The 24,200-nt window shown below is 65.9% G+C and carries 27 protein-coding genes; 15 read left to right on the plus strand and 12 right to left on the minus strand.

From position 1 onward, the window contains the following. Window positions 1–115: 115 nt before the first annotated feature. Window positions 116–3,055: a M16 family metallopeptidase gene (locus VWN43_RS08690; RefSeq protein ID WP_320182039.1), complete on the minus strand. Its 2,940-nt coding sequence runs from the start codon at window positions 3,053–3,055 to the stop codon at window positions 116–118. Window positions 3,056–3,156: 101 nt separating this feature from the next. Here VWN43_RS08690 and VWN43_RS08695 point away from each other — a divergent pair, with 101 nt between their 5' ends. The 7 genes from VWN43_RS08695 (at window position 3,157) to VWN43_RS08725 (ending at window position 7,402) form a co-directional block, all read left to right on the plus strand. Further along, the gene (locus VWN43_RS08695; protein WP_320182038.1) at window positions 3,157–3,738 is read left to right on the plus strand and encodes a NifU family protein; all 582 of its coding nucleotides are present in this window, start codon (window positions 3,157–3,159) and stop codon (window positions 3,736–3,738) included. 27 nt (window positions 3,739–3,765) lie between these two features. Continuing rightward, complete coding sequence (locus tag VWN43_RS08700) at window positions 3,766–4,359, plus strand: malonic semialdehyde reductase (RefSeq protein ID WP_320182037.1); 594 nt, start codon at window positions 3,766–3,768, stop codon at window positions 4,357–4,359. A 36-nt stretch (window positions 4,360–4,395) separates the two neighbouring features. Then, the gene (tsaB, locus tag VWN43_RS08705; RefSeq protein WP_320182036.1) at window positions 4,396–5,007 is read left to right on the plus strand and encodes a tRNA (adenosine(37)-N6)-threonylcarbamoyltransferase complex dimerization subunit type 1 TsaB; all 612 of its coding nucleotides are present in this window, start codon (window positions 4,396–4,398) and stop codon (window positions 5,005–5,007) included. After that, on the plus strand, window positions 5,004–5,456 hold the full coding sequence (locus VWN43_RS08710; RefSeq protein WP_320182035.1) for a GNAT family N-acetyltransferase: 453 nt from the start codon (window positions 5,004–5,006) through the stop codon (window positions 5,454–5,456). Before tsaB ends, VWN43_RS08710 begins: the two co-directional genes overlap by 4 nt. 115 nt (window positions 5,457–5,571) lie before the next feature. After that, the gene (locus VWN43_RS08715) at window positions 5,572–6,009 is read left to right on the plus strand and encodes a Ros/MucR family transcriptional regulator (RefSeq protein WP_253515175.1); all 438 of its coding nucleotides are present in this window, start codon (window positions 5,572–5,574) and stop codon (window positions 6,007–6,009) included. A 75-nt stretch (window positions 6,010–6,084) separates the two neighbouring features. Next, window positions 6,085–6,507: a Fur family transcriptional regulator gene (locus tag VWN43_RS08720; RefSeq protein ID WP_253515174.1), complete on the plus strand. Its 423-nt coding sequence runs from the start codon at window positions 6,085–6,087 to the stop codon at window positions 6,505–6,507. Continuing rightward, a complete protein-coding gene (locus VWN43_RS08725) occupies window positions 6,479–7,402 on the plus strand; it encodes a lysophospholipid acyltransferase family protein (protein ID WP_320182034.1) in 924 nt (307 codons plus the stop codon). Before VWN43_RS08720 ends, VWN43_RS08725 begins: the two co-directional genes overlap by 29 nt. 3 nt (window positions 7,403–7,405) lie before the next feature. Here the strand turns inward: VWN43_RS08725 and VWN43_RS08730 are convergent, their stop codons facing one another. The 7 genes from VWN43_RS08730 to VWN43_RS08760 form a co-directional block, all read right to left on the minus strand. After that, complete coding sequence (locus VWN43_RS08730; RefSeq protein ID WP_253514949.1) at window positions 7,406–8,290, minus strand: LysR substrate-binding domain-containing protein; 885 nt, start codon at window positions 8,288–8,290, stop codon at window positions 7,406–7,408. Window positions 8,291–8,357: 67 nt separating this feature from the next. Further along, window positions 8,358–9,224: a hemolysin family protein gene (locus tag VWN43_RS08735; protein ID WP_320182033.1), complete on the minus strand. Its 867-nt coding sequence runs from the start codon at window positions 9,222–9,224 to the stop codon at window positions 8,358–8,360. A gap of 72 nt (window positions 9,225–9,296) precedes the next feature. After that, complete coding sequence (gene ybeY, locus VWN43_RS08740) at window positions 9,297–9,785, minus strand: rRNA maturation RNase YbeY (protein WP_320182032.1); 489 nt, start codon at window positions 9,783–9,785, stop codon at window positions 9,297–9,299. Between the two features lie 93 nt (window positions 9,786–9,878). Continuing rightward, window positions 9,879–10,922, minus strand: coding sequence for a PhoH family protein (locus VWN43_RS08745; RefSeq protein WP_320182031.1), 1,044 nt, complete (start codon window positions 10,920–10,922; stop codon window positions 9,879–9,881). Between the two features lie 95 nt (window positions 10,923–11,017). After that, window positions 11,018–12,361, minus strand: coding sequence for a tRNA (N6-isopentenyl adenosine(37)-C2)-methylthiotransferase MiaB (gene miaB / locus VWN43_RS08750; protein WP_320182030.1), 1,344 nt, complete (start codon window positions 12,359–12,361; stop codon window positions 11,018–11,020). Window positions 12,362–12,375: 14 nt separating this feature from the next. Further along, window positions 12,376–12,807 carry a hypothetical protein gene (locus VWN43_RS08755; RefSeq protein ID WP_320182029.1) on the minus strand — a complete coding sequence of 144 codons (432 nt, stop codon included), beginning with the start codon at window positions 12,805–12,807 and terminating at the stop codon, window positions 12,376–12,378. After that, entirely contained in the window at window positions 12,807–13,268 is a 462-nt protein-coding gene (locus tag VWN43_RS08760) for a peptidylprolyl isomerase (protein WP_320182028.1), read from the minus strand. The genes VWN43_RS08755 and VWN43_RS08760 overlap by 1 nt, the downstream gene beginning before the upstream one ends. 100 nt (window positions 13,269–13,368) lie before the next feature. Between VWN43_RS08760 and mgtE the strand changes: the two genes are divergently transcribed. The 4 genes from mgtE (at window position 13,369) to VWN43_RS08780 (ending at window position 17,779) form a co-directional block, all read left to right on the plus strand. Continuing rightward, window positions 13,369–14,814, plus strand: a complete 1,446-nt coding sequence (gene mgtE / locus VWN43_RS08765) for a magnesium transporter (protein WP_320182027.1) — start codon at window positions 13,369–13,371, stop codon at window positions 14,812–14,814. A 308-nt stretch (window positions 14,815–15,122) separates the two neighbouring features. Next, on the plus strand, window positions 15,123–15,512 hold the full coding sequence (locus VWN43_RS08770; protein WP_253514930.1) for a DUF1489 family protein: 390 nt from the start codon (window positions 15,123–15,125) through the stop codon (window positions 15,510–15,512). Between the two features lie 171 nt (window positions 15,513–15,683). Beyond that, window positions 15,684–17,474 (plus strand): methyl-accepting chemotaxis protein, encoded by a 1,791-nt coding sequence (locus VWN43_RS08775; RefSeq protein ID WP_320182026.1) that lies wholly within the window; start codon window positions 15,684–15,686, stop codon window positions 17,472–17,474. Window positions 17,475–17,536: 62 nt separating this feature from the next. Then, window positions 17,537–17,779: a hypothetical protein gene (locus VWN43_RS08780; RefSeq protein ID WP_330767237.1), complete on the plus strand. Its 243-nt coding sequence runs from the start codon at window positions 17,537–17,539 to the stop codon at window positions 17,777–17,779. Window positions 17,780–17,836: 57 nt separating this feature from the next. Here the strand turns inward: VWN43_RS08780 and VWN43_RS08785 are convergent, their stop codons facing one another. From VWN43_RS08785 to VWN43_RS08795, 3 genes are all read right to left on the minus strand, one after another. Continuing rightward, window positions 17,837–18,520 (minus strand): DsbA family oxidoreductase, encoded by a 684-nt coding sequence (locus tag VWN43_RS08785; protein ID WP_320182024.1) that lies wholly within the window; start codon window positions 18,518–18,520, stop codon window positions 17,837–17,839. Then, complete coding sequence (gene nudC / locus VWN43_RS08790; protein ID WP_320182100.1) at window positions 18,517–19,299, minus strand: NAD(+) diphosphatase; 783 nt, start codon at window positions 19,297–19,299, stop codon at window positions 18,517–18,519. The genes VWN43_RS08785 and nudC overlap by 4 nt, the downstream gene beginning before the upstream one ends. Window positions 19,300–19,377: 78 nt before the next feature. Beyond that, a complete protein-coding gene (locus VWN43_RS08795) occupies window positions 19,378–20,688 on the minus strand; it encodes a serine hydrolase domain-containing protein (protein WP_320182023.1) in 1,311 nt (436 codons plus the stop codon). 111 nt (window positions 20,689–20,799) lie between these two features. On the opposite strand from VWN43_RS08795, the gene VWN43_RS08800 reads away from it, so the two are divergent. After that, a complete protein-coding gene (locus VWN43_RS08800) occupies window positions 20,800–21,021 on the plus strand; it encodes a hypothetical protein (RefSeq protein WP_320182022.1) in 222 nt (73 codons plus the stop codon). Here the strand turns inward: VWN43_RS08800 and VWN43_RS08805 are convergent. Further along, window positions 21,018–22,052 (minus strand): A/G-specific adenine glycosylase, encoded by a 1,035-nt coding sequence (locus tag VWN43_RS08805; RefSeq protein WP_320182021.1) that lies wholly within the window; start codon window positions 22,050–22,052, stop codon window positions 21,018–21,020. The two genes, VWN43_RS08800 and VWN43_RS08805, sit on opposite strands and share 4 nt — an antisense overlap. Window positions 22,053–22,066: 14 nt before the next feature. On the opposite strand from VWN43_RS08805, the gene VWN43_RS08810 reads away from it, so the two are divergent. From VWN43_RS08810 to VWN43_RS08820, 3 genes are all read left to right on the plus strand, one after another. Continuing rightward, a complete protein-coding gene (locus tag VWN43_RS08810; RefSeq protein WP_420493531.1) occupies window positions 22,067–22,639 on the plus strand; it encodes a DUF721 domain-containing protein in 573 nt (190 codons plus the stop codon). After that, complete coding sequence (locus tag VWN43_RS08815; RefSeq protein ID WP_320182020.1) at window positions 22,636–23,343, plus strand: thioredoxin domain-containing protein; 708 nt, start codon at window positions 22,636–22,638, stop codon at window positions 23,341–23,343. Before VWN43_RS08810 ends, VWN43_RS08815 begins: the two co-directional genes overlap by 4 nt. Window positions 23,344–23,452: 109 nt before the next feature. Beyond that, window positions 23,453–24,193, plus strand: a complete 741-nt coding sequence (locus tag VWN43_RS08820) for a thioredoxin domain-containing protein (RefSeq protein ID WP_320182019.1) — start codon at window positions 23,453–23,455, stop codon at window positions 24,191–24,193. Window positions 24,194–24,200 lie beyond the last annotated feature (7 nt).

The raw sequence follows: 24,200 nt of genomic DNA on the forward strand, positions 1-24,200 counted from the left end.
CCATTTGCGGCGCCGGGAATGGCGCCAGATTGCCCGCCTGTAGCAGACGAGGCGGCATCATGTCGCAAGCAGCATTTGCTTGGCCAGCGTAAAAAGCCGATTGCAGTGACCGGCCTCAGCGTCCCGCGACGGCGTCCTCGCCGCCCGATGCGGTGACCACTTCCTGCCCCTGCGGGATGACCGCCAGCCGCCAGCCTTCGCGCGATCCGAAGTATTTCTGCGCCAGCACCTGTAAGTCGGCGGGTGTCGTCTGCGTATAATCGGACAGCAGGAAACGCAGCATCGGGATGCGGCGCGCGTCCACGGTTGCGCCTTCGAGCTGGTAGAGCCAGAACAAATTGCCGGTCGAGGCGCGGCTGACATATTGCCGCAGCGGTTCGACCACGCGGTTGTACTCGTCCTCGCCCACCGGCGCGCTCGCCAGTTCCTTGGCGATACGTTCGGCTTCGGCGAAGAACACCGGCACGTCCTCGGGACGCAGCTGGGCGAGCGCGGCAATCCGTCCGCCGCTGTTCACATCGCTCGGCCAGTCGGACCGCACGACGGGCGAATAGCTCGCCCCGGCATGTTCGCGCATGGCCTCCATCAGTCGGTTGTTGAACAGCGACGTGAGCACTTCGAGACGGCGCGATTCGCGCAGGTTCTCGACTCCGGCACCGCTGGGCCAGGCGATGACCGCCGCAGCCTGGTTGGCATCGCCGCGGTGGTGGCGGACCACGGTCGCGCCCGCTTCGGGGAAGTCGACCGCGCGTTCGAGCACTGCGGCGGAAGGCGCCTCGCGCGGGGCCAGCGCGCCAAAGGTCCGGCGCAGGGCTTCGACCGTTTCGGCTTTGTCGAATTCACCGAACACCAGCACTTCGACCGGACCCTGCGCGAGCAAAGGCTCCCAGAATTCGCGGAAGCCTGCGGGGGTTGCCGCATCGTACATTTCGGGCGTCGGAGTGCGGAAGCGCGGGTCGCTGTCGCGCACCAGATATTCCAGATCGCGCTGCAAGATGCCGCCGGGATTGGAGCCATAGCTTTCATAGGCCAGCTTGCCCGCCGCCTTGGCGCGGATCACCGGGTTCGGGTCCCAGCCGGGCATCGCCAGCTTGGCCGCGAAGAGATAGAGCTGTTCTTCCAGATCCTGTTCGCGCGTCTGCGCGTAGAAGGTGAAGGCGCCATCGCCGACCTGGAAATCGAAGCCGAACTTGCGCCCGGTGGCGAGCACGTCGAGCTCTTCCTGGCCCAGTTCGCCGATCCCCGATCCGATCAGCGCGGCATAGCCGAGATTGGCGTAGACCGCATCGTCGGGGTCGATCGCGCGATAGCCCGCGCCGAAGCGCACCTTGACCGCGACGCGGCCGGGTTCGGCATCGTTCGCCCACAGGATCGCCTTCACGCCATTGGCAAATTCGACCTGCTCGATATCGAGCACACCGATCGGTGCTTGCGTGGCAATCTCGCCCGGCTCGCCTACCGGCGGCAATTCGTCGAAGGAAATCGCCTGCGCGGCAATGCGCGCTTCGCCATCGGCGGCAATGTCTTCATTGAGCGCGGCGCGGATCGCCGCCTCGCTCGCCTCGCCCGTAGTTGGGGTGACATAGGCGGCACGGATCACATCGCCCGCAAACAGCGCGCGGGTATGGTCGAGCACGCGCTCGGGCGTCAGTGTCGCCTTCATCGAATTGAACACCGTCAGCACGGTTTCGGGCGCGGCGATCGCTTCGCGGATATCGACCGCATTGACGACATCGTCGGCCAGCCGCGGTCCGGGCAGCACACGCCGCTGTTCGACCTGGCTGGTAAAGACAATCTCGAATTCGGCCAGCTCGCGGTCGATTTCCTCCTGCGACGGCGGAGTCGCCAGCGCATCGGCGATGACCCCGCGAATATCATCGAGCGCGGCCTTCCAGTCGCCGGTCAGCGGGGCGAAATTGACGAAAGTCATGTCGGCCGAGCGGCTGACATCGTCCTGCGACACCTGCGCGTAGAGATAGCTGCCGCCCGCCCGCGCGCGCGATTCGAGCCGGCGGTTGATCAGCGCCTGCGCCAGCGCATCGCGCAGCAGGCCTTCATTATAGGCCACCGTGTCCTGCACCGGGCGCCACGGGCGCATCACCGCATAGGTGAACGAACGCGGCAGGTCGGGTTCGACGATGACGCCGATCTCGCCCACCGGATTGTCCGCATCGGCGCCCGCGGGGGCAACCGGATCGCCAAATGCAGGCGCGGGCACATGCGGCCCCTCGCCCTGCCAATCGCCGAACCATGCCTCGATCTCGGCGGCGAGCTGCTTGGGGTCCATGTCGCCCGTGGCCACGACGACCACGTTTTCGGGCCGGTACCAGCGTTTGTAGAAGGCGCTGACACTCGCCCCGGTGGCGGCGGCCAGCGTTTCCTCAGTCCCGATCGGGGTGCGCGTGGCGAGCCTCTGCCCGGCGAACAGCACTTCGCGGCTGGCATTGCCCGCACGTTCGCCCGGACCGCCGCGTTCGCGCTTTTCGGCCATCACGATGGGCACTTCGGCGCGGACATTGGCATCGCTCAGCACCGGGCTGCGCACCATGCCGGACAATAGCTTCATGCTTTCGGCGAGCTTGGTGGTGGAGATATTGGGCAGGTCGAGCTTGAACACCGTATGCGTCGGGCTGGTTTCGGCATTGGTATCGCTGCCGAAGGTCGCGCCCAGGCGCTGCCAGGTCGGGATAGCCTCTGCCGGGCCGAGATATTTGCTTTCGCGGAACAGCAAATGTTCGAGCAGATGCGCATAGCCGCGCTCGCTCTCTTCCTCGTGGAGCGATCCGGCGTCGATCCGCACGCGGACCGAGACCTGGTCGGGCGGGACGCCGTTGTTGCGCACTGCATAGCGCACACCGTTGGGCAGCTCGCCGAAGGTCCATTCCTCGTCGCGCGGGACATCGCTGCCCTCGTAGATCCATGGAGTCCCGTCGGCGGGCGTGAGATATTGCGGCGTGGGCGCTGCCGGTTCCTGCGCAAGCAGGGGCTGCGAAGCAAGCAGCGCAGCGGGAAGGACGAGCGCGAGACGCTGGATGGCGCGCGGAAAATGGGTCATGAAGGGCATATAGGAGGGCGACCTGTGAAGGCTAGGTGAATGTTTGCCCGACAAGCGTTCCTTCCTTGCCCCCGGTTCCCATGCTTCCTACATCGTGCCCCATGTTCATAGAGACCGAAACGACGCCCAATCCGGCGAGCCTCAAATTCCTCCCCGGCCAGCAGGTCATGGCGCAGGGCACGCGCGAATTCGCCTCCCCCGAAGCTGCCGAGGCCAGTCCGCTGGCGCAGGCGATTTTCGACACGGGCGAAGTCGTGAACGTGTTCTTCGGCGGCGATTTCGTCACCGTTACGGTCGCGCCCGGGGCCAGCTGGAGCGATCTCAAGCCGCAGGTGCTGGCGATCCTGCTCGACCATTTCGTTGCGCAGGCGCCGCTGTTCACACCCGGCAGCGCCGGGGGCATTGCGGTCCCGCCCGAAGACGAAGGCATGCTGGTCGAAGAGCGCGAGGAAGATGGCGACATCATCGCGCAGATCAACGAATTGCTCGAAACCCGCGTCCGCCCGGCCGTGGCGGGCGACGGCGGCGATATCCAGTATCGCGGCTACCGCGACGGCGTGGTCCATTTGCAGATGCAGGGCGCCTGTTCGGGCTGCCCCTCCTCCACTGCCACGCTCAAGCATGGCATCGAGGGATTGCTCAAGCATTACGTGCCCGAGGTCGTCGAAGTCCGCGCCGCCTGATCCCCGACACCCGAAGGAATTCTTCCCGTGGCCGATACCCTTTCGTCCGAAGCGCTCGACCTGATCTTCCGTGAAGCGCGCAGCTATAACGGCTGGCTCGACAAGCCGGTCAGCGACGAGCAGATCCACGCGATCTACGAATTGCTCAAGATGGCCCCGACCTCGGCCAATATGCAGCCTGCGCGGATCGTCTGGGCCAAGTCCGCCGCCGCCAAGGACAAGCTCGCCGCGCTGGCGATGGACGGCAATAAGGACAAGATCACCTCGGCCCCGGTGGTCGCGATCATCGGCTACGACATCGACTTCCACGAGGAACTGCCGTGGCTGTTCCCGCACACCGACGCCAAGAGCTGGTTCGACGGTGACGAGGAAGGCCGCAAGGAAGGCGCGTTCCGCAATTCCTCGCTGCAGGGCGCTTACCTGATCATCGCCGCGCGCGCGCTGGGGCTCGACTGCGGCCCGATGTCGGGCTTCGACAATGACGCGGTCGACAAGGCGTTCTTCGCCGACCAGCCGCGCCATCGCAGCAATTTCATCTGCGCCATCGGCTATGGGGATCGCGAAAGCATCTTCGCGCGCAGCCCGCGTCCCGACTTCGACAAGTTCAACCGTATCGACTGACTTGCAGCCGCGCTTTTGCTGGGGCAGTGCGCGGTTATGCGCATCCTCGCGATAGAAACTGCCACCGAGGCCTGTTCGGCTGCGCTGTTCGACAACGGCGCGCTGGTCGATTCCCGCCACGAAGTGCTCGGCCGCGGTCACGCCGAGCGGCTGGTCCCGATGATTGCCGAATTGCCGGCCAAGGGCCGCGCGGACGAGATCCGCGTTTCGCTCGGGCCGGGCAGCTTTACCGGTGTGCGGATCGGACTGGCGGTGGCGCGGGCGCTGGGAATCGCCTGGCACGCCGAAGTTCGCGGCTATCCGACACTGGCTCTGGTCGCCGCGATGGCGCGGGGGGATAGCGGGCAGACGGTAACCGTGTGCATGACCGGCGGGCATGGCGAATGGTTCGTGCAGGATTTCGGCGGCGACGGCTTGCCGCTGGGCGCAGTCGCTTCCTTCCCGCCCGCCAATGCCGGGGCGCGCTCGCTTGGCGACCTGCTTGCAGGATCGAAGGCCGAAGAACTCGGCGACCTTGCCGGTCGCACCCCCGATCCGGTCCGCCTGCCCGATGCACGCCACGTGCCCGCCCTGCCCGACAGCCTGCTGCGCGCCGATCTCGCCCCGCTTTACGGGCGCGCCCCGGATGCGAAACTGCCGGGGGGATGAGCGAGCTCGACCAGCTGATGGCGGTTATGGAGGCCGCCTTCGACCCGCACTGGCGCGAAGCATGGACGCGCCAGCAGGTCGAAAATTCGCTGGCCATGCCGCACACCTACGCGATTCTGCTCGATGCCGAGGGCGAACCAATAGCCGGCACGAATATCGCCGCGGGCTTCATTCTCGCCAAGCGTGCGCCGGGCGAAGAGGAGATGCTGCTGATCGGCGTCCGCCCCGAATTGCGCGGGCGAGGACTTGGCCGGAAACTGATCGAGACTTTCGCCCGCCTGGCGCTCGACGGCGGAGCCGAGAGTATATTCTTGGAAATGCGCGCAAATAATCCCGCCGAGACACTTTATCGCGAATGCGGGTTCGAACCGATCGGTCGCCGGGTCGATTATTACCGGACTGCGGATGGCACTCGGCTGGACGCCATCACCTTCGCGCGGAAGTTGTAAAAGCGCGACAAGAATAACCTTTCCCAACAGTCGTTGCATTTTCTTGTCGAATTTATACAATGCGGCGAGCGCGGGTCGCGACGCGGGTAACATCCCAAATTTTTGAAGGTAAATGATGGAAGATTTCAAGACCGACATGGGCGAGACCCTGATTACGCTAACCTCGGATATTGTGGCGGCCCATGTGAGCAATAACAGCGTCGCGGTCGACGAAGTGCCGACGCTGATCTCGAACATCTACAACGCACTTTCGGGGCTTGGCGGAACCGAGCCCGAAGAAGAAAAGCCCGAACCTGCGGTGCCCATTCGTTCGTCGGTGAAGAAAGATTACATCGTCTGTCTCGAAGACGGGAAGAAGATGAAGATGCTCAAGCGGCATCTCAAGACCGCCTACGACATGACCCCCGAGGAATATCGCGCGCGCTGGAACCTGCCTGCCGATTACCCGATGGTCGCCCCCGCCTATGCCGAGAAGCGGCGCGAGCTGGCGGTCAAGATCGGACTGGGCCGTAAACCCGGCCAGAAGCGCGGCCGTAAGAAGAAGGAAGCGTAAAGCCCTTCGGTTCGCCTTGAGCAAGACGCCCCGGCCCGATAAGGGTACGGGGCGTTTTTTATGCGGGAAGCAAAATTGCACCAGAAAATCGATCTTGAACAATTGTGCGCCGACAAAGGTCTGCGCATTACTGAGCAGCGCCGGGTCATCGCGCGCGTGTTGTCGGAAAGCGACGACCATCCCGATGTCGAACTGCTGCACGAACGCGCCAACAAGATCGATTCGGGCATCTCGATCGCGACCGTTTATCGCACGGTACGGCTGTTCGAAGAGGCCGGGATTCTCGACCGCCACGATTTCGGTGACGGGCGCGCGCGTTACGAAGCGGTGCCCGAAGCGCATCACGACCACCTGATCGACGTCGAGACCGGCAAGGTCGTCGAATTCGTCGATCCGGAGATCGAGGCGCTGCAGAAGCAGATCGCCGCCAAGCTGGGCTACCGCCTCGTCGACCACCGGCTGGAACTTTATGGCGTCCGCCTCGACCGCGAAGGCTAAGGGCCTCGCGCAGGCCGAGCGGCGGCTGGCCCGCCTGTCCGCCCGCCGGCTGGCCGCGATGCGCGGCGAGAAAACCCCGCTGACTGTGCGCGAATGGCTGCGCTTCGCCCTGCGCACGCTGGGGATCCTGCTTGGGCTGCTGGTCAGCGTGCCATTGCATTACATCTACCGGGTGTTCGCCTATGGCTCGCCCTTCCCGATGCTGTTCCTGCGCTACACCGCCTGGGTCGTCGGGGCGCGGGTGCAGGTCCGCGGCACGCCGCTGCGGCGCGACGTGTTCTTTATCGCCAACCATGTCTCATGGGTCGATATCCTTGCACTGGCAGGCGCGACGGGGACCGCCTTCGTCGCCAAATACGAACTGTCCCAAGTGCCCGTCATCGGCTGGCTGTGCCGCCTCAACCGCACCGTCTTCGTCAAGCGCGAGAACCGCATGGACGTGGCCCAGCAGATCAATGCGCTGAAAGAGGCGCTGGCGGATAATTGGTCGGTCACCGTCTTCCCCGAAGGCACGACCACCGATGGCAAATCGCTGCTGCCCTTCAAGAGCTCGATGCTGTCGGTGCTCGAACCGCCGCCGCCGGGCGTGCTCGTCCAGCCGGTGGTGCTCGACTATGGCGAGGTGTCAGAATTCATCGGCTGGATCGGCGAGGAAGACGGCCTCAACAACGCGATGCGCGTGATGGCGCGCAAGGGCTCGTTCCGCCTGCGGATCACCTATCTCGAACCGTTCAGCCCCGAGGAATATCACGGGCGCAAGGCGATCGCCGCGAAAGCGCGCGAGGAGATCGAGGAAGAACTGGGCGCGACGCTCGACGAACCGCTGCGCGATTTCCGCCATACGGTCGAAGCGATCCGCTATTTCGCGCCCGATGCAAAGTCCGGCGAAAGCTAGAGGCTAGAGCCCGGCCTTGACCAGCCAGTCGTGGAACAGCCGCACCGGGCGTTCTTCCAGCGCGGTGGGCTTGCACACGAACCAGTAGCTATAGGGGCTTTCGACCGCGACTTCGAACAGCGTCGCCAGCCGGCTGTCGGCCGCGCGGCGCATGTGGTCGTCATGCATGATCGCGATGCCCAGCCCCTGCGCCGCCGCCTCGAGCATGATCTGGCCCGAATCGAAATGGTCGATCGCCGCCGGTTCGAGATCGGCGAAGCCGATTTCCGCGCGCCAGGCGGTGAAGCTTTCGGGCAGTTCGTTGTGGATCAGGAAAGTCTGCCGGGCGAGTAAGTCCCGGTCGGGCGTGGACCCGAGCTTGTCGGCGAGGTCGCGATTGCAGATCGCGTGGACCTTGTTGTAATCGAGCCGGACGGCATGCAGCCCGCGCGACGGCCCGCGCGAGAGGATGATCGCAGCATCGAGCACATCGCCCACGCGGTCCTCCAGATGCGCGCCGGTATCGATATCGATATGCAGCAGCGGATGGCGTTCGCGCAGTTCGCCAAGCTTGGGAAACAGCCGCTGCGTGCCGAACAGCGGCAGCACGCCAAGCCGCAGGCGCAGCAGCGAGAGGTTTTCCGACTGGCTTTCGACCGCCCGCGCGAGCGCTTCGAGCTGCGGGTTCACCGCTTCGAAAAAGGCGTGTCCGTCATCGGTCAGTTGCATCGACTGACGGGCGCGGGTGAACAGCTTCTTGCCGACGAATTCTTCCAGATTGCCGATCCGCCGCGACAGCGCCGAAGGGCTGAGCCCCAGCTCGTCCGCCGCACCGCGCGCGGAGCCGAGCCGGACGGTACGAACAAACGCCTCGAGGGCGCGCAAGGGGGGCAGTCGCCGGGTAGCCATGTGGTTGCACGCTATGGTCGCAATTCGTCGCTGTCGAGGGCGAATGTGCGATAATCTGCAACTGTCGTCACGTGACTGTTGCAGAATCCTCGGGTGCGTGCAGGCGCAGGCGCTTCACATGGGTTTCGTCGCCATCGGTGACCTCGATCCGCCAGCCGCTGCGGTGTTCGAGCACACGCCCGACCTCGGGCACCTGTTCGGCCAGCACAAAGGCCAGCCCGCCCAGCGTATCGACCGATTCCTCGACCTCGGCCAGCGCGGGCGAGACCTTCTCGGCGACATCGTCGAGTTCGGCGCGGGCGTCGCAGTCCCACATGCCCTCGCCGATATCGACGATCCATTCCTCGGGCGCCTCGTCGTGCTCGTCCTCGATCTCGCCGACGATCTCCTCGACCAGATCCTCGATCGTGATGAGCCCGTCGGTGCCCGAAAACTCGTCGACCACCACCGCCAGATGCATCCGCTGCGCGCGCATGTCGGCGAGCACGTCGAGCGCGTTGCGCGTCTGCGGGACATAGAGCGGCTGACGCATCAGCACGGTCCAGTCGCTCGGCGGGGCCTCGCGCCGGGCGAGGATGGTGAAGACGTCCTTGATGTGGATCATGCCGATTACATCGTCGAGCTGGTCGCGGTAGACAGGCATGCGCGAATGGCCGTGTTCGGCGAAGGTCTCGACCAACTGGTCCCAGCTGGCGGTGGCCTCGATCGCGATGATCTGCCCGCGCGGCACCGCGACATCATCGGCATCGTGCTCCGAAAAATGCAGCAGGTTGCGCAGCATCTGGCGCTCGACCAGCGACAAATCGCCCGTGCCGCTATGCTCGGGCGTGTCGTCGCCGTTTTCGTCCTCGTGCTCGTCGATCGCGTCTTCCAGCTGCGCACGCAGCGAGCGTTCGCCGTAGTCGGGGTCGAAGAATTTCCGGATGGCGAGCATGAGCCCGCTGCTACTCTCCGCGTCTCCCGCGGGTGATGACGAATCGGGCATGGCCCTAATTATGCACTCCAGTCAGTTGCGGTCCCCATATGGGTCGGCGATACCCAATTTTGCAAGCGCTGCGATCTCGAGCGCTTCCATCGCTTCGGCCTGCGTGTCCGAATCGACATGATCATGGCCCGCAAGGTGTAACAAACCGTGGATGAGCAGGTGCGCCGCATGCGCCTCGAGCGGCACTCCCTTGTCCGCCGCCTCGCGCGCGCAAGTGCCCGCGGCCAGCGCCAGATCGCCGAGCATTTCGGGCAGCCCCTCGGGGGCGAGGTCGAGCAAATCGCCGCGCTCGAGCATGGGGAACGACAGCACATTGGTCGGCTTGTCCTTGCCGCGCCACTCCTTGTTCAAGGCGTGGACGTCCGCATCGGAGGTGAACAGCACCGAAGCGGTCAGCCGCGGATTGTCCAGCGCAGGCTCGACACCGCACAGCGCCGCATGCGCGCGCACGGTCAGCGCGTCCCAAGCCACGTCCGCGGGCCAGCCGTCAATGTCGATGTCGAAATCCATTTCCGACCCTCTGTCATTGCGAGCGCAGCGAAGCAATCCAGCGCGCAGTTCTATGGATTGCCGCGTCGCCTGCGGCTCCTCGCAATGACTGACTTAGGTGCTCGGCCCCTCGTAGGCCTCGACGATGCGCCCGACGATCGGGTGGCGCACCACGTCGGCGGCGGTGAAGCGGATGGTGCCGAAACCATCGACGCCCTCCAGCTTGCCGACCGCATCGGCCAGCCCGCTCATCCCGTCGCCGCCGGGGATGTCGACCTGCCGCGGATCGCCGCAGATCACCATCCGGCTGTTCTGGCCGAAGCGGGTGAGGAACATCTTCATCTGTTCGCGCGTGGTGTTCTGCGCTTCGTCGAGGATGACGAAGGCATCGGCCAGCGTGCGGCCGCGCATGAAGGCGATCGGCGCGATCTCGATCTCGCCCGAGGCCAGCCGCCGCTCGACCTGTTCGGGGGGCATGCAGTCGTAGAGCGCGTCGTACAGCGGGCGCAGATAGGGATCGACCTTCTCTTTCAGGTCGCCGGGCAGGAAGCCGAGCTTTTCGCCCGCCTCCACCGCCGGACGCGAGAGGATCAGCCGCTGCACGCTGCCGGTGATCAGCTGCGCGACCGCCTGCGCCACCGCGAGATAGGTCTTGCCCGTCCCTGCCGGACCCAGCGCGAAGATGATGTCGTCGCGCACCAGGCTGCGCATGTAGGTCGTCTGCATCGCGCTGCGCGGGACGATGGTCTTGCGCCGCGTGCGGATCATGATCGGCGGGCCAGCCTTGTCGTTGCCCGGTTCGGTGCCGACGATGCCGTCGAGCGTCGGTTCGTCCGACATGGTGATCAGCGCCTCGATTGCCCCCGCGTCGAGATCCTGCCCCACGGCCAGCTTGTCGTACATCGCCTTGAGCACATCGCGCGCGCGGGCGACGCTGTCTTCGGGGCCTTCGATATGCAGCTGGTTGCCGCGGGCGGAAATGAACACGCCGAGGCGGTTTTCCACCTGCACCAGATTGGCGTCGAACTGGCCGAACAGCGCGCCCAGCAGGCTCTGGTTGTCGAAGCCGAGATCGACCTGTGCGCGGCGCACTTCGCGCTGCGGAGAGGGCGGCGGGGAGAAGGTCTGTGCGTCCTTCTGGACAGGTTTGCGGGCCATAGGCTCCTTTCGAATGCGACTCGGAGTTTAGGCTTCAACGCACCGCGCGCAAGTTGGTCCACGCTGCGCGACGGTGGATAGTCATCCCGCCGTAATCAGGCGGCGACAGTCTCGCGCAGCATCCCGGCAAGCGAGTTGGGCCCCGCCTCGACCAGTTCGACCTGCACGAGGTCGCCGATCTGCACGTCGCCTTCGAACCACGCGCTTTGCAGCCACGGCGTCTTGCCGAGCCACTGGCCGGGCAGCTTGCCCTTGCGTTCGACCAGCACCTCGCAGGTGCGGCCGACGGTGTTCTGGTTGAAAGCCAGCTGGTCGCGGTTGAGCGCGGCCTGGAGCCGCTGCAGACGCTCGTCCATGATCTCTTTGGCTACCTGCCCGTCCATCGTCGCGGCGGGGGTGCCGGGGCGCGGCGAGTATTTGAAGCTGAAGGCCTGCGCATAGGCAACCTCGCCGACCAGCTGCAGCGTTTCCTCGAACTCGGCATCGGTCTCGCCGGGGAAGCCGACGATGAAGTCGCCCGACAGCGCGAGATCGGGCCTCGCCGCGCGGAAGCGGTCGAGCAGCTTGAGATAGCTCTCTACGCTGTGGCTGCGGTTCATCGCCTTGAGCACACGGTCGCTGCCCGCCTGCACGGGCAGGTGGAGGAACGGCATCAGCTTGGGCGTGTCGCCATGCGCGGCGATCAGCTCGTCGTCCATGTCGGCCGGGTGGCTGGTGGTGTAGCGGATACGCGCGAGGCCATCGATCGCGGCGATGTCGCGGATCAGCCCCGCGAGGCCGACTGCGTGGCCCCTGTCGTTCTCGCCGCTCCACGCCGAGACGTTCTGACCGAGCAGCGTGATTTCCTTCGCGCCCGCTTCGACCAGCTTGCGCGCTTCGGTCACCAGATCGCTGTAAGGACGCGAGATTTCGGCGCCGCGGGTATAGGGCACCACGCAATAGGTGCAGAACTTGTCGCAGCCTTCCTGCACGGTGAGGAAGGCGGTCGGGCCGATCCGCCGGCGTTCGGGCAGCGCGGCGAACTTGGCGATCGCGGGCATATCGGTATCGGTCGCGCGTTCGCCCTGCACCGCGCGGCCAAGCATTTCGGGCAGGCGGTGGTAGGCCTGCGGGCCGACGACCATGCTCACCGCGGGCGAGCGTTTCATGATCTCCTCGCCCTCGGCCTGCGCGACGCAGCCCGCGACCGCAATCATCGGCGGCTTGGTCTGCGTCTTGCCCTTGGTCAGGCGCCCGATGTCCGAATAGATCTTCTCCGCCGCCTTTTCGCGGATGTGGCAGGTGTTGAGCACCACCAGATCGGCATCCTCGCCTTCGGCTGCGGGCGCAATGCCCTGCGCGTCGAGCATCTCGGCCATGCGCTCGCCGTCATAGACGTTCATCTGGCAGCCGAAGCTCTTGACCCGGTAGGTCTTGGGAGGGGTGGTGGTCGGTTTCATGAGTGGCGCGTATCTCAGTCTGAATCGAACTTCGAATCAACGTTGGCCCCACGCCAGCTATAGGTGAACGAGGTGTGACCCTGTTCCTTGGCGTCGATCAGCTTGGTGTCGACCCATTGCTTGCGCCCATCGCGAAAGTCGCGTGAATCGTTTTGTTGAGCAATGTGGTCTGCCAACGGTTGATCAGGACTCTTTTTCCACCCTCCTACGCGCTCAACGTCTTTGGTAAGAGAGCTTTCGACCAGATCGGCGGAGGCTTCATCCAACGTCTCGTAAGTGTCGAGTGCTTGCACTGCCTTGCGCCGGTTCTTGCGATTTTCGCAGGCCTTGCGGGCAGGAATCGCCTTACGCGCCGCCTTGTCATTCTCACCGAACGAATTGCGCCTGTCCTTGGCATAGGACAGTGCTTTCTTGTCGGCAGGACAAAGGCGGCGCTTTTCAGGCATTAGCCAACAGTCGCCTTCACGATCTTACCCGGGTTCGCGGGCGGTTCGCCCTTGGGGAGCGCGTCGACGTGTTCCATGCCGCTCTCGACCTGGCCCCAGACGGTGTACTGGCCGTCGAGGAATTCGGCATCGTCGAAGCAGATGAAGAACTGCGAATTGGCGCTGTCGGGCACCTGCGTGCGGGCCATCGAGCAGGTGCCGCGGGTGTGCGGTTCGCTGTTGAATTCGGCCTTGAGGTCGGGCTTGTCGCTGCCGCTCATGCCGGTGCCGGTCGGATCGCCGCCCTGCGCCATGAAGCCGGGGATCACGCGGTGGAAGACCACCCCGTCGTAGAAGCCTTCGCCCGCGAGCGTGGTGATGCGTTCGACATGGCCGGGCGCGAGGTCGGGACGCAGCTTGATCACCACGTCCTTGTTGTCGCCGTCGCCGGTGTCGAGAGTGAAGGTCAGCTTTTCCGCCATCGGGGTATCTCCTGTGATTGGTTGGCCGCCTACATAGGGATTGTGCACGGCGTGTCACCCTCTGCTTGCAATCCCACCGCGTCTGCCTAGACCGCAGGCCATGGCCGATGCGACGCCGCCCGAAGACGATGTGATGCTGGCCGATCCGCCCGTCGAGGAGGCGCGCCCCGACGACCGTATCGACGACGAACGGATGGACGAGGAGAACACGCTCAAGGCGGAGTTCGTCCGCTCGGTCGCCGATGCGCTGAATGAAGGCGACGGCAAGGCGGTCTACGAGCTGGTCGAGCCGCTCCACCCCGCCGACATCGCCGACCTGCTCGAACTGTTCGAGCGCGAGGAGCGCTACCAGCTCGCCGCGACGATCACCGATCTGATGACTTCGGACGTGGTCGCCGAGCTCAACGATTACGTCCGCGAGGACATGATGGAAGCGCTGCCGCCCGAGGCGGTGGCGCAGATCGTCGACCAGCTCGAGACCGACGATGCGGTCCAGCTGATCGAGGATCTCGACGAGGCCGACCAGCGCGCCATCCTGGCCGAGATCGAGCTGGAAGACCGGATCGCGATCCAGTCCGCGCTCGCTTATCCCGAGGAAACCGCCGGGCGGCTGATGAGCCGCGATTTCGTCGCGGTGCCCGAGCATCTGACCGTTGGCGATCTGATCGATTTCCTGCGCGAAGGCCGCGACCTGCCCGACGAATTCTTCGAGGTCTTCGTGGTCGACGAGAAGCACCACCCGGTCGGCACCTGCGCGCTGAGCTGGGTATTGCGCGCGCCGCGCAGCATTGCGCTGGCCGATGTGATGAAGCGCGACCAGACGCTCATCCCGGTGATGCTCGACCAGGAAGAGGTCGGGCTGATGTTCCAGAAGTACAACCTCATCAGCGCCGCGGTGGTCGACGAGAACGAGCGGCTGGTCGGCCAGATGACGGTGGACGACGTGGTCCACATCATTTCCGAGGAAGCGGGCGAGGACGCGCTGCTGATGAGCGGCGCGGGCGAAGGCGACATCAACGAGCCGATCCGCGAGGCCTATTCCGCGCGTGTCCGCTGGCTGGTCGCCAATCTGGGCACCGCGCTGGTCGCATCGCTGATCATCGCGCTGTTCGGCGCGGCGATCGAGCAATTGGTGGCGCTGGCGGTGCTGATGCCGATCGTCGCCAGCATCGGCGGCAATGCGGGCACGCAGACGATGGCGGTGACCGTCCGCGCGATCGCCACCAACCAGCTGACGCGCAGCAACACGCGCCGCATCCTGATCCGCGAAATGCGCGTGGCGGTGCTCAACGGGATGACCATCGCGGTGCTGGTGGGGCTGGCGACGGGCGTGATCTTCACTCCCCTGCTCGGCGGCGTGATCGCGCTGGCGATGGTGATCAACGTGGTCACCGCGGGGCTGGCGGGCGTGCTGGTCCCGGTCGCCTTCGAACGGCTCGACCAGGACCCGGCCGTGGCGAGCAGCGTGTTCGTGACGATGATCACCGATTCGATGGGCTTCTTCGCCTTCCTCGGCCTCGCCGTGGCCTGCGGGGTCACGGGGTAGCAAGCCTACACATGGACCGGGTGTTACACGGTCCAGGGCGAAAAAAGCTGCGGGTGGTTGCTGCGCTGCGAAACCGCGGAAATACGGGAGCTGGAGGGGAAGAGATGCGCGCATTGGTGCATCCTGCCGGGGATCGATCGATGTAGGAAAGTGGTGACTTTGCCGTCCCCATCACGTCACCCCGGACTTGATCCGGGGTCGGGGCTGCCTGGCCTCGCCCGCATCCGATGAAAAGAAGCACCGGCCCCGGATCAGGTCCGGGGCGACGGGGGAGTTGAGGTTTCGCTGGTATGCCCTATCTCACCCCCATGCCGCTCAACCTGACCAAGATCGCCTTCGGTGCGCAGAGTTATGCCGATATCGAGAACTGGTACGCCGCGCGGCGCAGCCCCAATCTGACCACGCGCTATCGCCCGACGAAGTGGGAACAGTGCATCGGCGGTTCGCTGTTCTGGATCCACCAGCACAGCATCGTCGCGCGCAGCGAGATACTGGGGTTCAGCGAAACCCCCGACGGGCGCTGGTCGATCGACCTCGAACCGGTACTGGTCCGCGTCCACCCGCGCCCCAAGCGCGCGCACCAGGGCTGGCGCTATCTCAAGGGCGAGGTTCCGCGCGACCTGGCACCGGGCGAGGACATCGGCGATGCGCTGCCCGGCAAGCTGGCGGGCAAGCTCGAACGGCTGGGCTTGATCTGAAAATCGCGCTTCATCACGCAAATGCCTGAATTCAAAGACTTATGACATCGACGCGACCGCGACGTTTCTGAATTAAGTCATTGGTTTTATGGGCTTTTTCGGGTCATGGTTTACGCCTTGGTAAGGGCTGGCGCGTAATCGGGCGCCATCACCAATCACATGGCTTTCCCGATGACCGCCCAGCCGAATTTCGCCCACGCTTTCGCTCGCGCAGCCGATAGCGAGCAGCCGCCCGTCGAGCCCGCCACCGCCTTGCCCCCGCCCGCCGACGAGCGCCCCGCGCCGCGTCGCCGACTGGCTGGCCGGTTAGCGCACATGCGCGCGAGCATCGCGGGCAAGGTGCGGATCTTCGCCATTTCCTTTACACTCATCCTCACGCTACTGGGCCTGCTGCTGGGCGGCACGCTGGCGGTGCTGTCGACGCGTGCGGGCGATGCTTCGGTCAGCGCCTCGCGCGCGCTGGCCGCCTCGCAACTGGCAACCTCGATCGCCGAAAGCCGCTATTTCGCCTCGCGCTATGCGGCGGAGGGCGAGGCCCGGATGATCGCCTCGGCCTTTGCCACGCTCGACCAGGCACGCAGCGAGATCGACGCCACGATCGCGCTCGACGGCGGCGGCAGCCAGTCGCGTGAGCAGATGGAATGGCTGGTGACGCAGGTCGAGGGGTTCGCGCCCGAACTGCGCGCGCTGCAGGCCTCGATCAATGCGCATGGCCCCTCGCCCACGGGTGACGCGCTGGCCGGTGCGATCGATATTTCGGGCAGCCAGCTTGCCCAGCAGGCCGAAGAGATCGAGACCACGCTGCGGCTGCAGGCCGACGCCGCGCAGCAGGCGCTGGACACGCTGGGCACATGGGCGATCGTGCTGGCGCTGACGATGATCGCGGGCTGCATCGTGCTGGTGATCGCCGGCGCACGCGGCCTGTCGCGGCAGGTCTCCGGCTCCTTGTCCGAGATCACCGGCGCGATGACGCGGCTGGCGCGCGGCGACCGGTCTATCGCCATCCCCGCCACGGGCCGCGAGGACGAGATCGGCGAAATGGCGCGTGCGCTGGTGGTGTTCCGCGAAAGCGCCGATGCGCTGGCCGAACTGCAGCGCAAGGCGCGCACCGAGCAGAATGCAGTGCTGCGGCGGCTGGTCGACAATTTTCAGGGCGGCGTGGGCGAAGCGGTGGGCAGCGTGGCGCAGGCCGCGCGCGAGCTGCAGGCAACCTCGACCGACATGGCAGGCGCCGCGACGCGCACCATCGGTTTCGTCGAACAGGTTTCGCGCGACATGGCCGAAACGCAGGTCGGGGTGACCGCGGCCGCCTCCGCCAGCGACCAGTTCGCCATGTCGATCGCCGAGATCGGGCGGCAGGCGGGCAATTCGGCGGGCGTGGTGCAGGATGCACGCCAGACCACCGAAGTGGCCGACCGCAAGATGGCCGACCTTGCCAATGTGGCGGAGGAGATCGGCGAAGTGGTCGACATGATCGGCGCGATTGCCGACCGCACCAATCTGCTCGCGCTCAACGCCTCGATCGAGGCAGCGCGCGGCGGTGAGGCCGGACGCGGCTTCGCAGTGGTGGCGAGCGAGGTCAAGGAGCTGGCACGCCAGACGCGCGAAGCGACCGGCGATGTCGGGCGCCGGATCGTCGGCATGCAGGTGGTGACGCGCGAAAGCGTGGAGGCGCTGGCACGGATCGGCGAACGCATCCGCGAGGTCGAAATGACCGCCACCGCGATCGCGCAGGCGGTGGACGAGCAATCGCTGTCGAGCCGCGAACTGGCCCATAATCTCGACCTCGCCGCCAATGGCGTCGACGCGGTGGGGACCAATCTGGCGCAGATCGGCGACATGGCGCGCGGTACGGGCGCGGCGGCCGCGCAGGTGCTGACCTCGGCCGACCAGCTCGACGGGACCGCCCGCGCGCTCGATGCGAGTTCGCGCGGGTTCGTCCACTCGGTACGGGCCGCCTGACCCGCGCCTTCTCGGAACATCCGGGCAGGCCGCCCCGTTGGTTGGGCAAAGGAGAAACGCATATGCCCGAACGCCAATCACGCCATCCCGACAACGAACTGATCGCCGAGATGACCGAGAATGCGACCCCCTCGCAGCAGGGCTCGGCCGGCGGCGAAGTCAATCGCCAGGTCGGCAAGCGGGGTGAACTCAACCGCGCGACCGATCCCGCAAACCGCGAGCCCGAAACGGGTTCGGACAATCCCGCGCAGGACGCGCAGAAGGGCGACAAGACGCTGTCTGCCATCCAGGATTCGCGCGGCTGAGCTTTCAGACGCGCCCGATGACCGAGCGCCCCGCCCTCACCGGCGGGGCGTTTGCGTTCAGGCGGCGGTCTTTTGTGCCACCCGGCGGAGCGCGTCGGCATAGGCTTCGGGTGGCTGCGCGCCGGGGATCATGAACTTGTTTTCCACGATCATCGCAGGCACGCCGGTGATGTTGAAATCCCATGCCGCGCGTTCCTCGGCGCGGACCTTGTGCGCCCATTCCTCGCTTGCCAGCGCGGCTTCGGCTGCCGCGCGATCGAGGCCGACGCTGTCCGCCACGTCGAGCAGCACCGCGTGGTCGCCGATCTGGCGCCGCCGGTTGAAATGCGCTTCGAACAGAGCGAGTTTGAGCTCGGTCTGTTTTTCCGGGCCGTGCGCCTCGCCCGCCCAGGTCAGCAGCTTGTGCGCATCGAAGGTGTTCCACATCCACCGCGGCGGTTCGGGATCGCTGCCCTGGTAATCGAGCGATACGCCCGCGTTTTGCGCCGCTTCGCGCATGCGCCCCTGCACCGCCTTGGACTGCTCGAGGGTCGAGCCATATTTGCGCGCTATGTGCGCTGTGCTTTCCTCGCCCTCGGGCGGCATGTCTGGATTGAGCTCGAAGGCATGCCAGCGGATATCCGCCTCGATCTCGCCCTCGAGCTGCGCGAGGCCCTTTTGCAGGCTGCCCCAGCCGACCAGGCACCACGGGCACATGACATCGGACCAGATATCGATCCGCAAGGTTCTGGGTTCGCTCATCTTTCCATCCACCACTGCAGCAGGTGATGCGCTATAGCATGCGGCGGCGGGGCGACGAAGGGACCGTTGCCCTCCAGCGCCGCACCGACCTGCTCGCACGTGAAAAACTCGACTTCGGCCATTTCGGTCTCGTCGATCGTCAGCTCGTCGCTGTCGGCATGGCTGTGGCAGCCGATCATCAGCTGGCTGGGAAAGGGCCATGGCTGGCTGGCGACATAGGTCACGTCGCGCACGCGCACGCCCGCTTCCTCGAGCACTTCGCGCGCGACGCCTTCCTCGATGCTTTCGCCCGGCTCGACGAAGCCCGCGAGCGCGGAGAAGCGCCCTTCGGGCCAGCCGAGCCCGCGGCCCAGCATCAGCCGGCCTTCATGTTCCACCAGCATGATCGTGACCGGATCGGTGCGCGGAAAATGGCTGGCTTCGCAGGCAGTGCAATTGCGCTGCCAGCCGCCCTTGGCGAGCTTGGTGTCGCCGCCGCACTGCGCGCAGAAACGGTGCCGTGCGTGCCAGTCGGCAAGGCTGCGCGCGCCGCCATATATCGCCAGATCGTCGGGTTGCAGCGTGGACATCAGCGACCACAGCTGCGGGTTCGCCATGCGCGGGGTCGCATCGCCGCGCGGCGGGACCGCGGCGAAACAGGCTTTGCCCTCATCCAGTCCGAGGAAGCACAATTCGGCATCCTCGGGTACATCGGCGAGCGTGCCCCAGACCAGCCGGTTGGCATCGTCGAGCGACGGCATAAGCCCGTCGAGCGTGAGCACCCGCGCCTTCCAGTTCATATAGCCCGCGAGCCGTTTGGGATCGGCGCGGACGTGATCGGCGCGGTCGAGCCGCGACCCGGTAAACGACAGCACGGTTTACGCCTTCGCCCCCTGCATCGTGGCCAGATCGGCGGTCACCGCTTCGGGGAAACCTTCGTGAATGGGATAGCTGTCCGACGGCATGTACTGGGTCATCAGGTTGGCGCGCAGCCCGGCCTTGTAATTGACGAAAGCGATCGTGCCTGCCGCGCCGCCCCAGCCGTAAGCGCCGTCGGTCACGCGTCCGCCCGCGCCGAAGCCCTGGCCTTCGACCCAGGTGCCTTCGGTGGTGGCGGTTTCGGGCAGCAGGTTGGACGTACCCACGCGCACCGCCAGCTCGCCCATCACGCGCTTGCCCTCGATCACGCCGTAGCCGAGCAGCATCTTGAGGAAGCGGTCGTAATCGCGCGGGCTCGACACCAGCCCCGCGCCGCCGAAGGGGAACGGCGGTTTGTCAAGATAGATCGACGCCTTGGCCGGATCCATCGGGATCGGCGTGCCATTCATGATGCCGTAATTGGTCGTGAAGCGCCCCACTTCGCTTGCGGGGACGGTGAACCAGGTGCTGGTCATGCCGGCGGGTTCGAAGATCCGCTTATGCAGGAATTCGTCGAACGCCATGCCCGAGGCGACTTCGATCACGCGGCCGAGCAGGTCGAGACTGACCGAATAGCTCCACTTGCTGCCCGGCTGCAGCACCAGCGGCAGCGTGGCGAGCCGGTCGGCGAAGACATCGAGCCCCTCGACCGGGGTTGCGCGGCCGATGCCGGGGATCGGGATGCGGCTCACCTGTCCGGGGATCAGCCCCTGATCGGTATAGGCCGTGGTGATCGGCCCCTTCTGGACGATGCCATAGCCAAGCCCCGCCGTATGCGTGAGCAATTGGCGTACGGTGATCGGCCGTTCCGCCGGGACCACATCGGTGACCGACCCGTCATAGGTCTTCTGCACCTGCATATTGGCATAGGCGGGCAGCAGTTCGGCGATCGGCTGGTCGAGGCCGAGCCGGCCCTCGTCGATCAGCATCATCGCGGCCATACCGGTGATCGGCTTGGTCATCGAATAGATGCGATAGAGGCTGTCGGCATCGGCCTTGACCGGGCCGCCCAGCGCCAGCGTGCCGCGGGCGATATATTGCGGATCGCGCGCGCCCCAGCCGAGCGTGGCGACCATGTTCGCCACCTTGCGTTCCGACACGTATTTGTCGACCATCGCGGTGACCGCCTGCCAGTTCGCCGCGCCGCCCTGCGCCAGCGCCATGCGGCCCATCGGATTGCCCGCCAGCGCTGCGCCGGCCGTAAGCCACGCGCCCCCGCGCAGCAGCGCACGGCGGGAGACCTGGGGGGTGTCGAACTCGCGAAAGGCCATGCGTATCTCTCCGTATCTGTATGTGCGCGCGTTTGTGCGGGACGCATGCGGGAGCGTCAATTGCGAATCGAAACGGTTGTCAAAGCGCGGTGTCCTATCTATGTAGAACACATGCTCAACATCCTCTCCATCCTGTTCGGGATCGTCTCGCTCGTAATCGTCATTCCGGCGACCATTCCGATGCTCGGCTGGGCCAATTGGTTCGCGCTCCCGCTGATCGTGGTGGGCATCCTGATAGGGCAGATGTCGTCGAGCAATGGCGGGCGCAATTTCTGCATCGTCGTGCTGCTGATCGCGACGATCCGCCTGTCACTGGGCGGCGGGTTTATCTAATCTGCCAGCGCCAGCCGCGCGGCCTTGGCAAACAATGTCGGCAGCCCCGCTTCGTCGAGGCGGTCGAGCGGCCACCATTCGCCGCTACCCCCGGCCGCCGGTGCATCGCGCTGGATGTGCACCGACAGTTCGAGCGCGAAATGCGTGAAGGTGTGACGCACCAGCCCCGCGCTTTCCCACACGCCCTGTAACGGCGGCTCCCCCGATCCGTCGCCGCGCGCGCTCCAGCCGTCATCGGGCAACGCGCGCATTCCGCCGAGCATGCCCGTGCCCGCGCGCTTCACCAGCCACACCGCGCCCTCGCGCTCGATCCAGTAGGCCTGCCCCTGCCGCAGCGGCTTGGGCTTCTTCGGCGCCTTGACCGGCAGCCGCGCCGGATCGCCCGCCGCGCGGCCCCGGCAGGCCTGGCTGAGCGGGCACAGCAGGCACTTGGGATCGCGCGAGGTGCAGATCGTCGCGCCGAGATCCATCATCGCCTGCGCAAAATCGCCCGCGCGGTGATCGGGCGTGATCGCATCGGCGGCTACGCGGATCGGCTTGCGCGCCCCCGGCAGCGGCGCCTCGATCGCGAACAGCCGCGCGACCACGCGTTCGACATTGGCATCGACCACCACCGCGCGCTGCCCGAACGCGATCGCGGCAACCGCCGCAGCGGTATAGGCGCCCAGCCCGGGCAATTCGCGCAATTCCGCTTCGGTCTGCGGAAACCCGCCGCGCCGCGCCACCGCGCGGGCGCATTGCACCAGATTGCGCGCACGCGAGTAATAGCCCAGCCCCGCCCACGCCGCCATGACGTCCTCCTCGGGCGCGGCGGCGAGCGCCTCGACCGTCGGCCAGCGCGTGGTGAAGGCTTCGAAATAAGGTTTCACCGCCGCCACCGTGGTCTGCTGCAGCATCACTTCGGACAGCCACACCCGGTACGGCCAGCTCCCGTCGGCAGGAGGCGCAGCACCGGGCCGCACGCGCCATGGCAGGTCGCGTGCATGCGCATCGTACCAGTCGAGCAGATGTTCGGAGACAGTAGCGGCCACGGCGCGCTTATGGCATGAGCTTTCGCACCATGGGAAGCGACACCACCAGATCCGGCACGCCGGGCTCGAACAAGGGCGCGCGCGGCCGCCAGTATTCCCGCCCGCGCGGGGGCCTGGCCAAGCCGATCAGCGACTTGATGCCGCAGATCGGGCGCAGCGCCTTTCGCCGGTTCGGCTTCGTCCAGAGCTCGGTCGTCAGCCGCTGGCCCGAAATCGTCGGCCCGACCCATGCGCGCGTCTGCACGCCCGAGATGATCCGCTTTCCCCCCGGCGAGAAAGCGGAGGGAATCATGCATCTCGTGGTCAAACCCGCGCATGCGCCGCTGGTGCAGCAGGTGCTGCCCGAGATCATCGAGCGGGTGAACCGCTTCTTCGGCTATCGCGCGGTCGCGCGGATCAAGCTGCGGCAAGGCGAGGTTAAGCCGCCGCCCGACAGGGAAAAACCCAAGGCGCCGCCATCGCTCAAGCCCATTCCGATGGAATTGGGCGACAGCCTGCGCGACATCGGCGACCCCGAATTGCGCACCGTGCTCGAATCGCTGGCGCGCAGCATGGGATCGCAAGAGAATGGGAACGAGGACACGTGACGAAGAAAAAGCTGACATTGGCCGCGCTGGCGCTGGCTGGGGCCGGGACGCTGGCGATCACCGCCAGCGCGCAGGAACGGCTGGTCCTGCCGGGCGGCAATTGGGCGGCCATGCTCGACCGGACCGACGGCGGGCACCGCTTCGGCAATCCCGCCGCCGAGACCAAGCTCATCGAATTCATGAGCTACACCTGCTCGCATTGCGCGCAATTCGCGCGGCGGGGCGATGGCGCGCTCAAGCTGGCCTATGTCCCCACGGGCAAGATCAGCTATGAAATCCGCCATCTGATCCGCGACCCGGTCGATCTGACCGCGGCACTGCTTACGCATTGCGGCGACCCGAAGAAATTCGGCCGCAATCACGAAGCGATCACCTATCGCTACGACGAATGGATCGAAAAGGCGCGCACCGCGACGCAGGCCCAGAAATCGCGCTGGCAGTTCGGTTCGCTTTCGGCCCGCTTGCAGGCGATCGCCAGCGATCTCGATTTCTACGACATCATGGAAACGCGCGGCTATTCGCGCGCCGAGATGAACCGCTGCCTGTCGGACGAGGCCAAGGCCAATGCGATGGCCGACCGTTCGGCTGCGGATGCCGAACGCTATGGCATCACCGGCACGCCCAGCTTCGTGCTCGACGGCAAGCTGCTCGAGGGTACGCATGACTGGCCCACGCTCGAAAAGCAGCTCAAGGACGCCATCTGACCGCGTTCGAACCGGTTTTCGGGGGAAAGCCCTGTGGATACGCCTGCCTCCGCCTTTTCACGGCTGCACCCCCGAGCCTAGCCTCTTCAGTCCAGACACGAGGATATTCATGACCAAGACCCTGCGTTTCGCCCTTGCCGCCCCGCTCGCCCTGGCGCTCGCCGCCTGTGGGTCCTCAGCCGAGGAAACCGGCGACATCGAAAGCGAAGCGATCGCCGCCATCCCCGCGCCCGAAGGCAGCGAATGGCGCACCACCGCGGTCATGACCGAAGACGGCGGCACGCTGGTCGGCAATCCCGACGCGCCGCTCAAGCTGATCGAATACGGCTCGCTCACCTGCGGCACCTGCGCGCGCTTCTCGATGGAAGGCGCGGAACCGCTGATGGAATATGTCGACAGCGGCGTGGTCAGCTTCGAACTGCGCCAGTTCGCGATCCACGGGCCGATCGACCTGATGCTGGGCCGGTTGACGCAATGCGGCCCCGCCTCCGCGGTCATCCCGCTGTCGGACCAGGTCTGGGGCAATTTCGAAAGCATCATGGAACCGGTCCAGACCAACCAGGCCGCTTTCGAAGCCGCCATGCAGCGCCCGATGGAGGAACGCTTCGTGGTCGCTGCCGAACAGCTCGGCTATCTCGATTTCTTCGCGGCGCGCGGGATCAGCGAAGACCAGGGCCGCCAGTGCCTGGCCGATGTCGCCAAGCTCGAGGAACAGGCCGATCACACGCAGCGCTACAGTCAGGAATACAACATCTCGGGCACGCCGACCTTCAAGCTGAACGGCCGCGATGTCGATGCCAACACCTGGGCGGCGCTGGAACCCATCCTCCAGCGCGCCGGCGCCAGGTAAGTCCGGC

This window comes from Qipengyuania sp. HL-TH1, from assembly GCF_036365825.1.
GTDB classification, from domain to species: Bacteria; Pseudomonadota; Alphaproteobacteria; order Sphingomonadales; family Sphingomonadaceae; genus Qipengyuania; species Qipengyuania profunda.

Coding starts and splice junctions, on each gene's coding strand:
- VWN43_RS08785 (WP_320182024.1), bottom strand. CDS start 18,520: ATGAGCGAACCCAGAACCTTGCGGATCGATATCTGGTCCGATGTCATG.
- VWN43_RS08695 (WP_320182038.1), top strand. CDS start 3,157: ATGTTCATAGAGACCGAAACGACGCCCAATCCGGCGAGCCTCAAATTC.
- VWN43_RS08725 (WP_320182034.1), top strand. CDS start 6,479: ATGGCGTCCGCCTCGACCGCGAAGGCTAAGGGCCTCGCGCAGGCCGAG.
- VWN43_RS08710 (WP_320182035.1), top strand. CDS start 5,004: ATGAGCGAGCTCGACCAGCTGATGGCGGTTATGGAGGCCGCCTTCGAC.
- ybeY (WP_320182032.1), bottom strand. CDS start 9,785: ATGGATTTCGACATCGACATTGACGGCTGGCCCGCGGACGTGGCTTGG.
- VWN43_RS08795 (WP_320182023.1), bottom strand. CDS start 20,688: ATGGCCTTTCGCGAGTTCGACACCCCCCAGGTCTCCCGCCGTGCGCTG.
- VWN43_RS08690 (WP_320182039.1), bottom strand. CDS start 3,055: ATGACCCATTTTCCGCGCGCCATCCAGCGTCTCGCGCTCGTCCTTCCC.
- VWN43_RS08780 (WP_330767237.1), top strand. CDS start 17,537: ATGCCCGAACGCCAATCACGCCATCCCGACAACGAACTGATCGCCGAG.
- VWN43_RS08745 (WP_320182031.1), bottom strand. CDS start 10,922: ATGGCCCGCAAACCTGTCCAGAAGGACGCACAGACCTTCTCCCCGCCG.
- mgtE (WP_320182027.1), top strand. CDS start 13,369: ATGGCCGATGCGACGCCGCCCGAAGACGATGTGATGCTGGCCGATCCG.
- VWN43_RS08715 (WP_253515175.1), top strand. CDS start 5,572: ATGGAAGATTTCAAGACCGACATGGGCGAGACCCTGATTACGCTAACC.
- tsaB (WP_320182036.1), top strand. CDS start 4,396: ATGCGCATCCTCGCGATAGAAACTGCCACCGAGGCCTGTTCGGCTGCG.
- VWN43_RS08730 (WP_253514949.1), bottom strand. CDS start 8,290: ATGGCTACCCGGCGACTGCCCCCCTTGCGCGCCCTCGAGGCGTTTGTT.
- VWN43_RS08775 (WP_320182026.1), top strand. CDS start 15,684: ATGACCGCCCAGCCGAATTTCGCCCACGCTTTCGCTCGCGCAGCCGAT.
- VWN43_RS08760 (WP_320182028.1), bottom strand. CDS start 13,268: ATGGCGGAAAAGCTGACCTTCACTCTCGACACCGGCGACGGCGACAAC.
- VWN43_RS08755 (WP_320182029.1), bottom strand. CDS start 12,807: ATGCCTGAAAAGCGCCGCCTTTGTCCTGCCGACAAGAAAGCACTGTCC.
- VWN43_RS08800 (WP_320182022.1), top strand. CDS start 20,800: ATGCTCAACATCCTCTCCATCCTGTTCGGGATCGTCTCGCTCGTAATC.
- miaB (WP_320182030.1), bottom strand. CDS start 12,361: ATGAAACCGACCACCACCCCTCCCAAGACCTACCGGGTCAAGAGCTTC.
- VWN43_RS08820 (WP_320182019.1), top strand. CDS start 23,453: ATGACCAAGACCCTGCGTTTCGCCCTTGCCGCCCCGCTCGCCCTGGCG.
- VWN43_RS08770 (WP_253514930.1), top strand. CDS start 15,123: ATGCCGCTCAACCTGACCAAGATCGCCTTCGGTGCGCAGAGTTATGCC.
- VWN43_RS08735 (WP_320182033.1), bottom strand. CDS start 9,224: ATGCTCGCCATCCGGAAATTCTTCGACCCCGACTACGGCGAACGCTCG.
- nudC (WP_320182100.1), bottom strand. CDS start 19,299: ATGAACTGGAAGGCGCGGGTGCTCACGCTCGACGGGCTTATGCCGTCG.
- VWN43_RS08810 (WP_420493531.1), top strand. CDS start 22,067: ATGAGCTTTCGCACCATGGGAAGCGACACCACCAGATCCGGCACGCCG.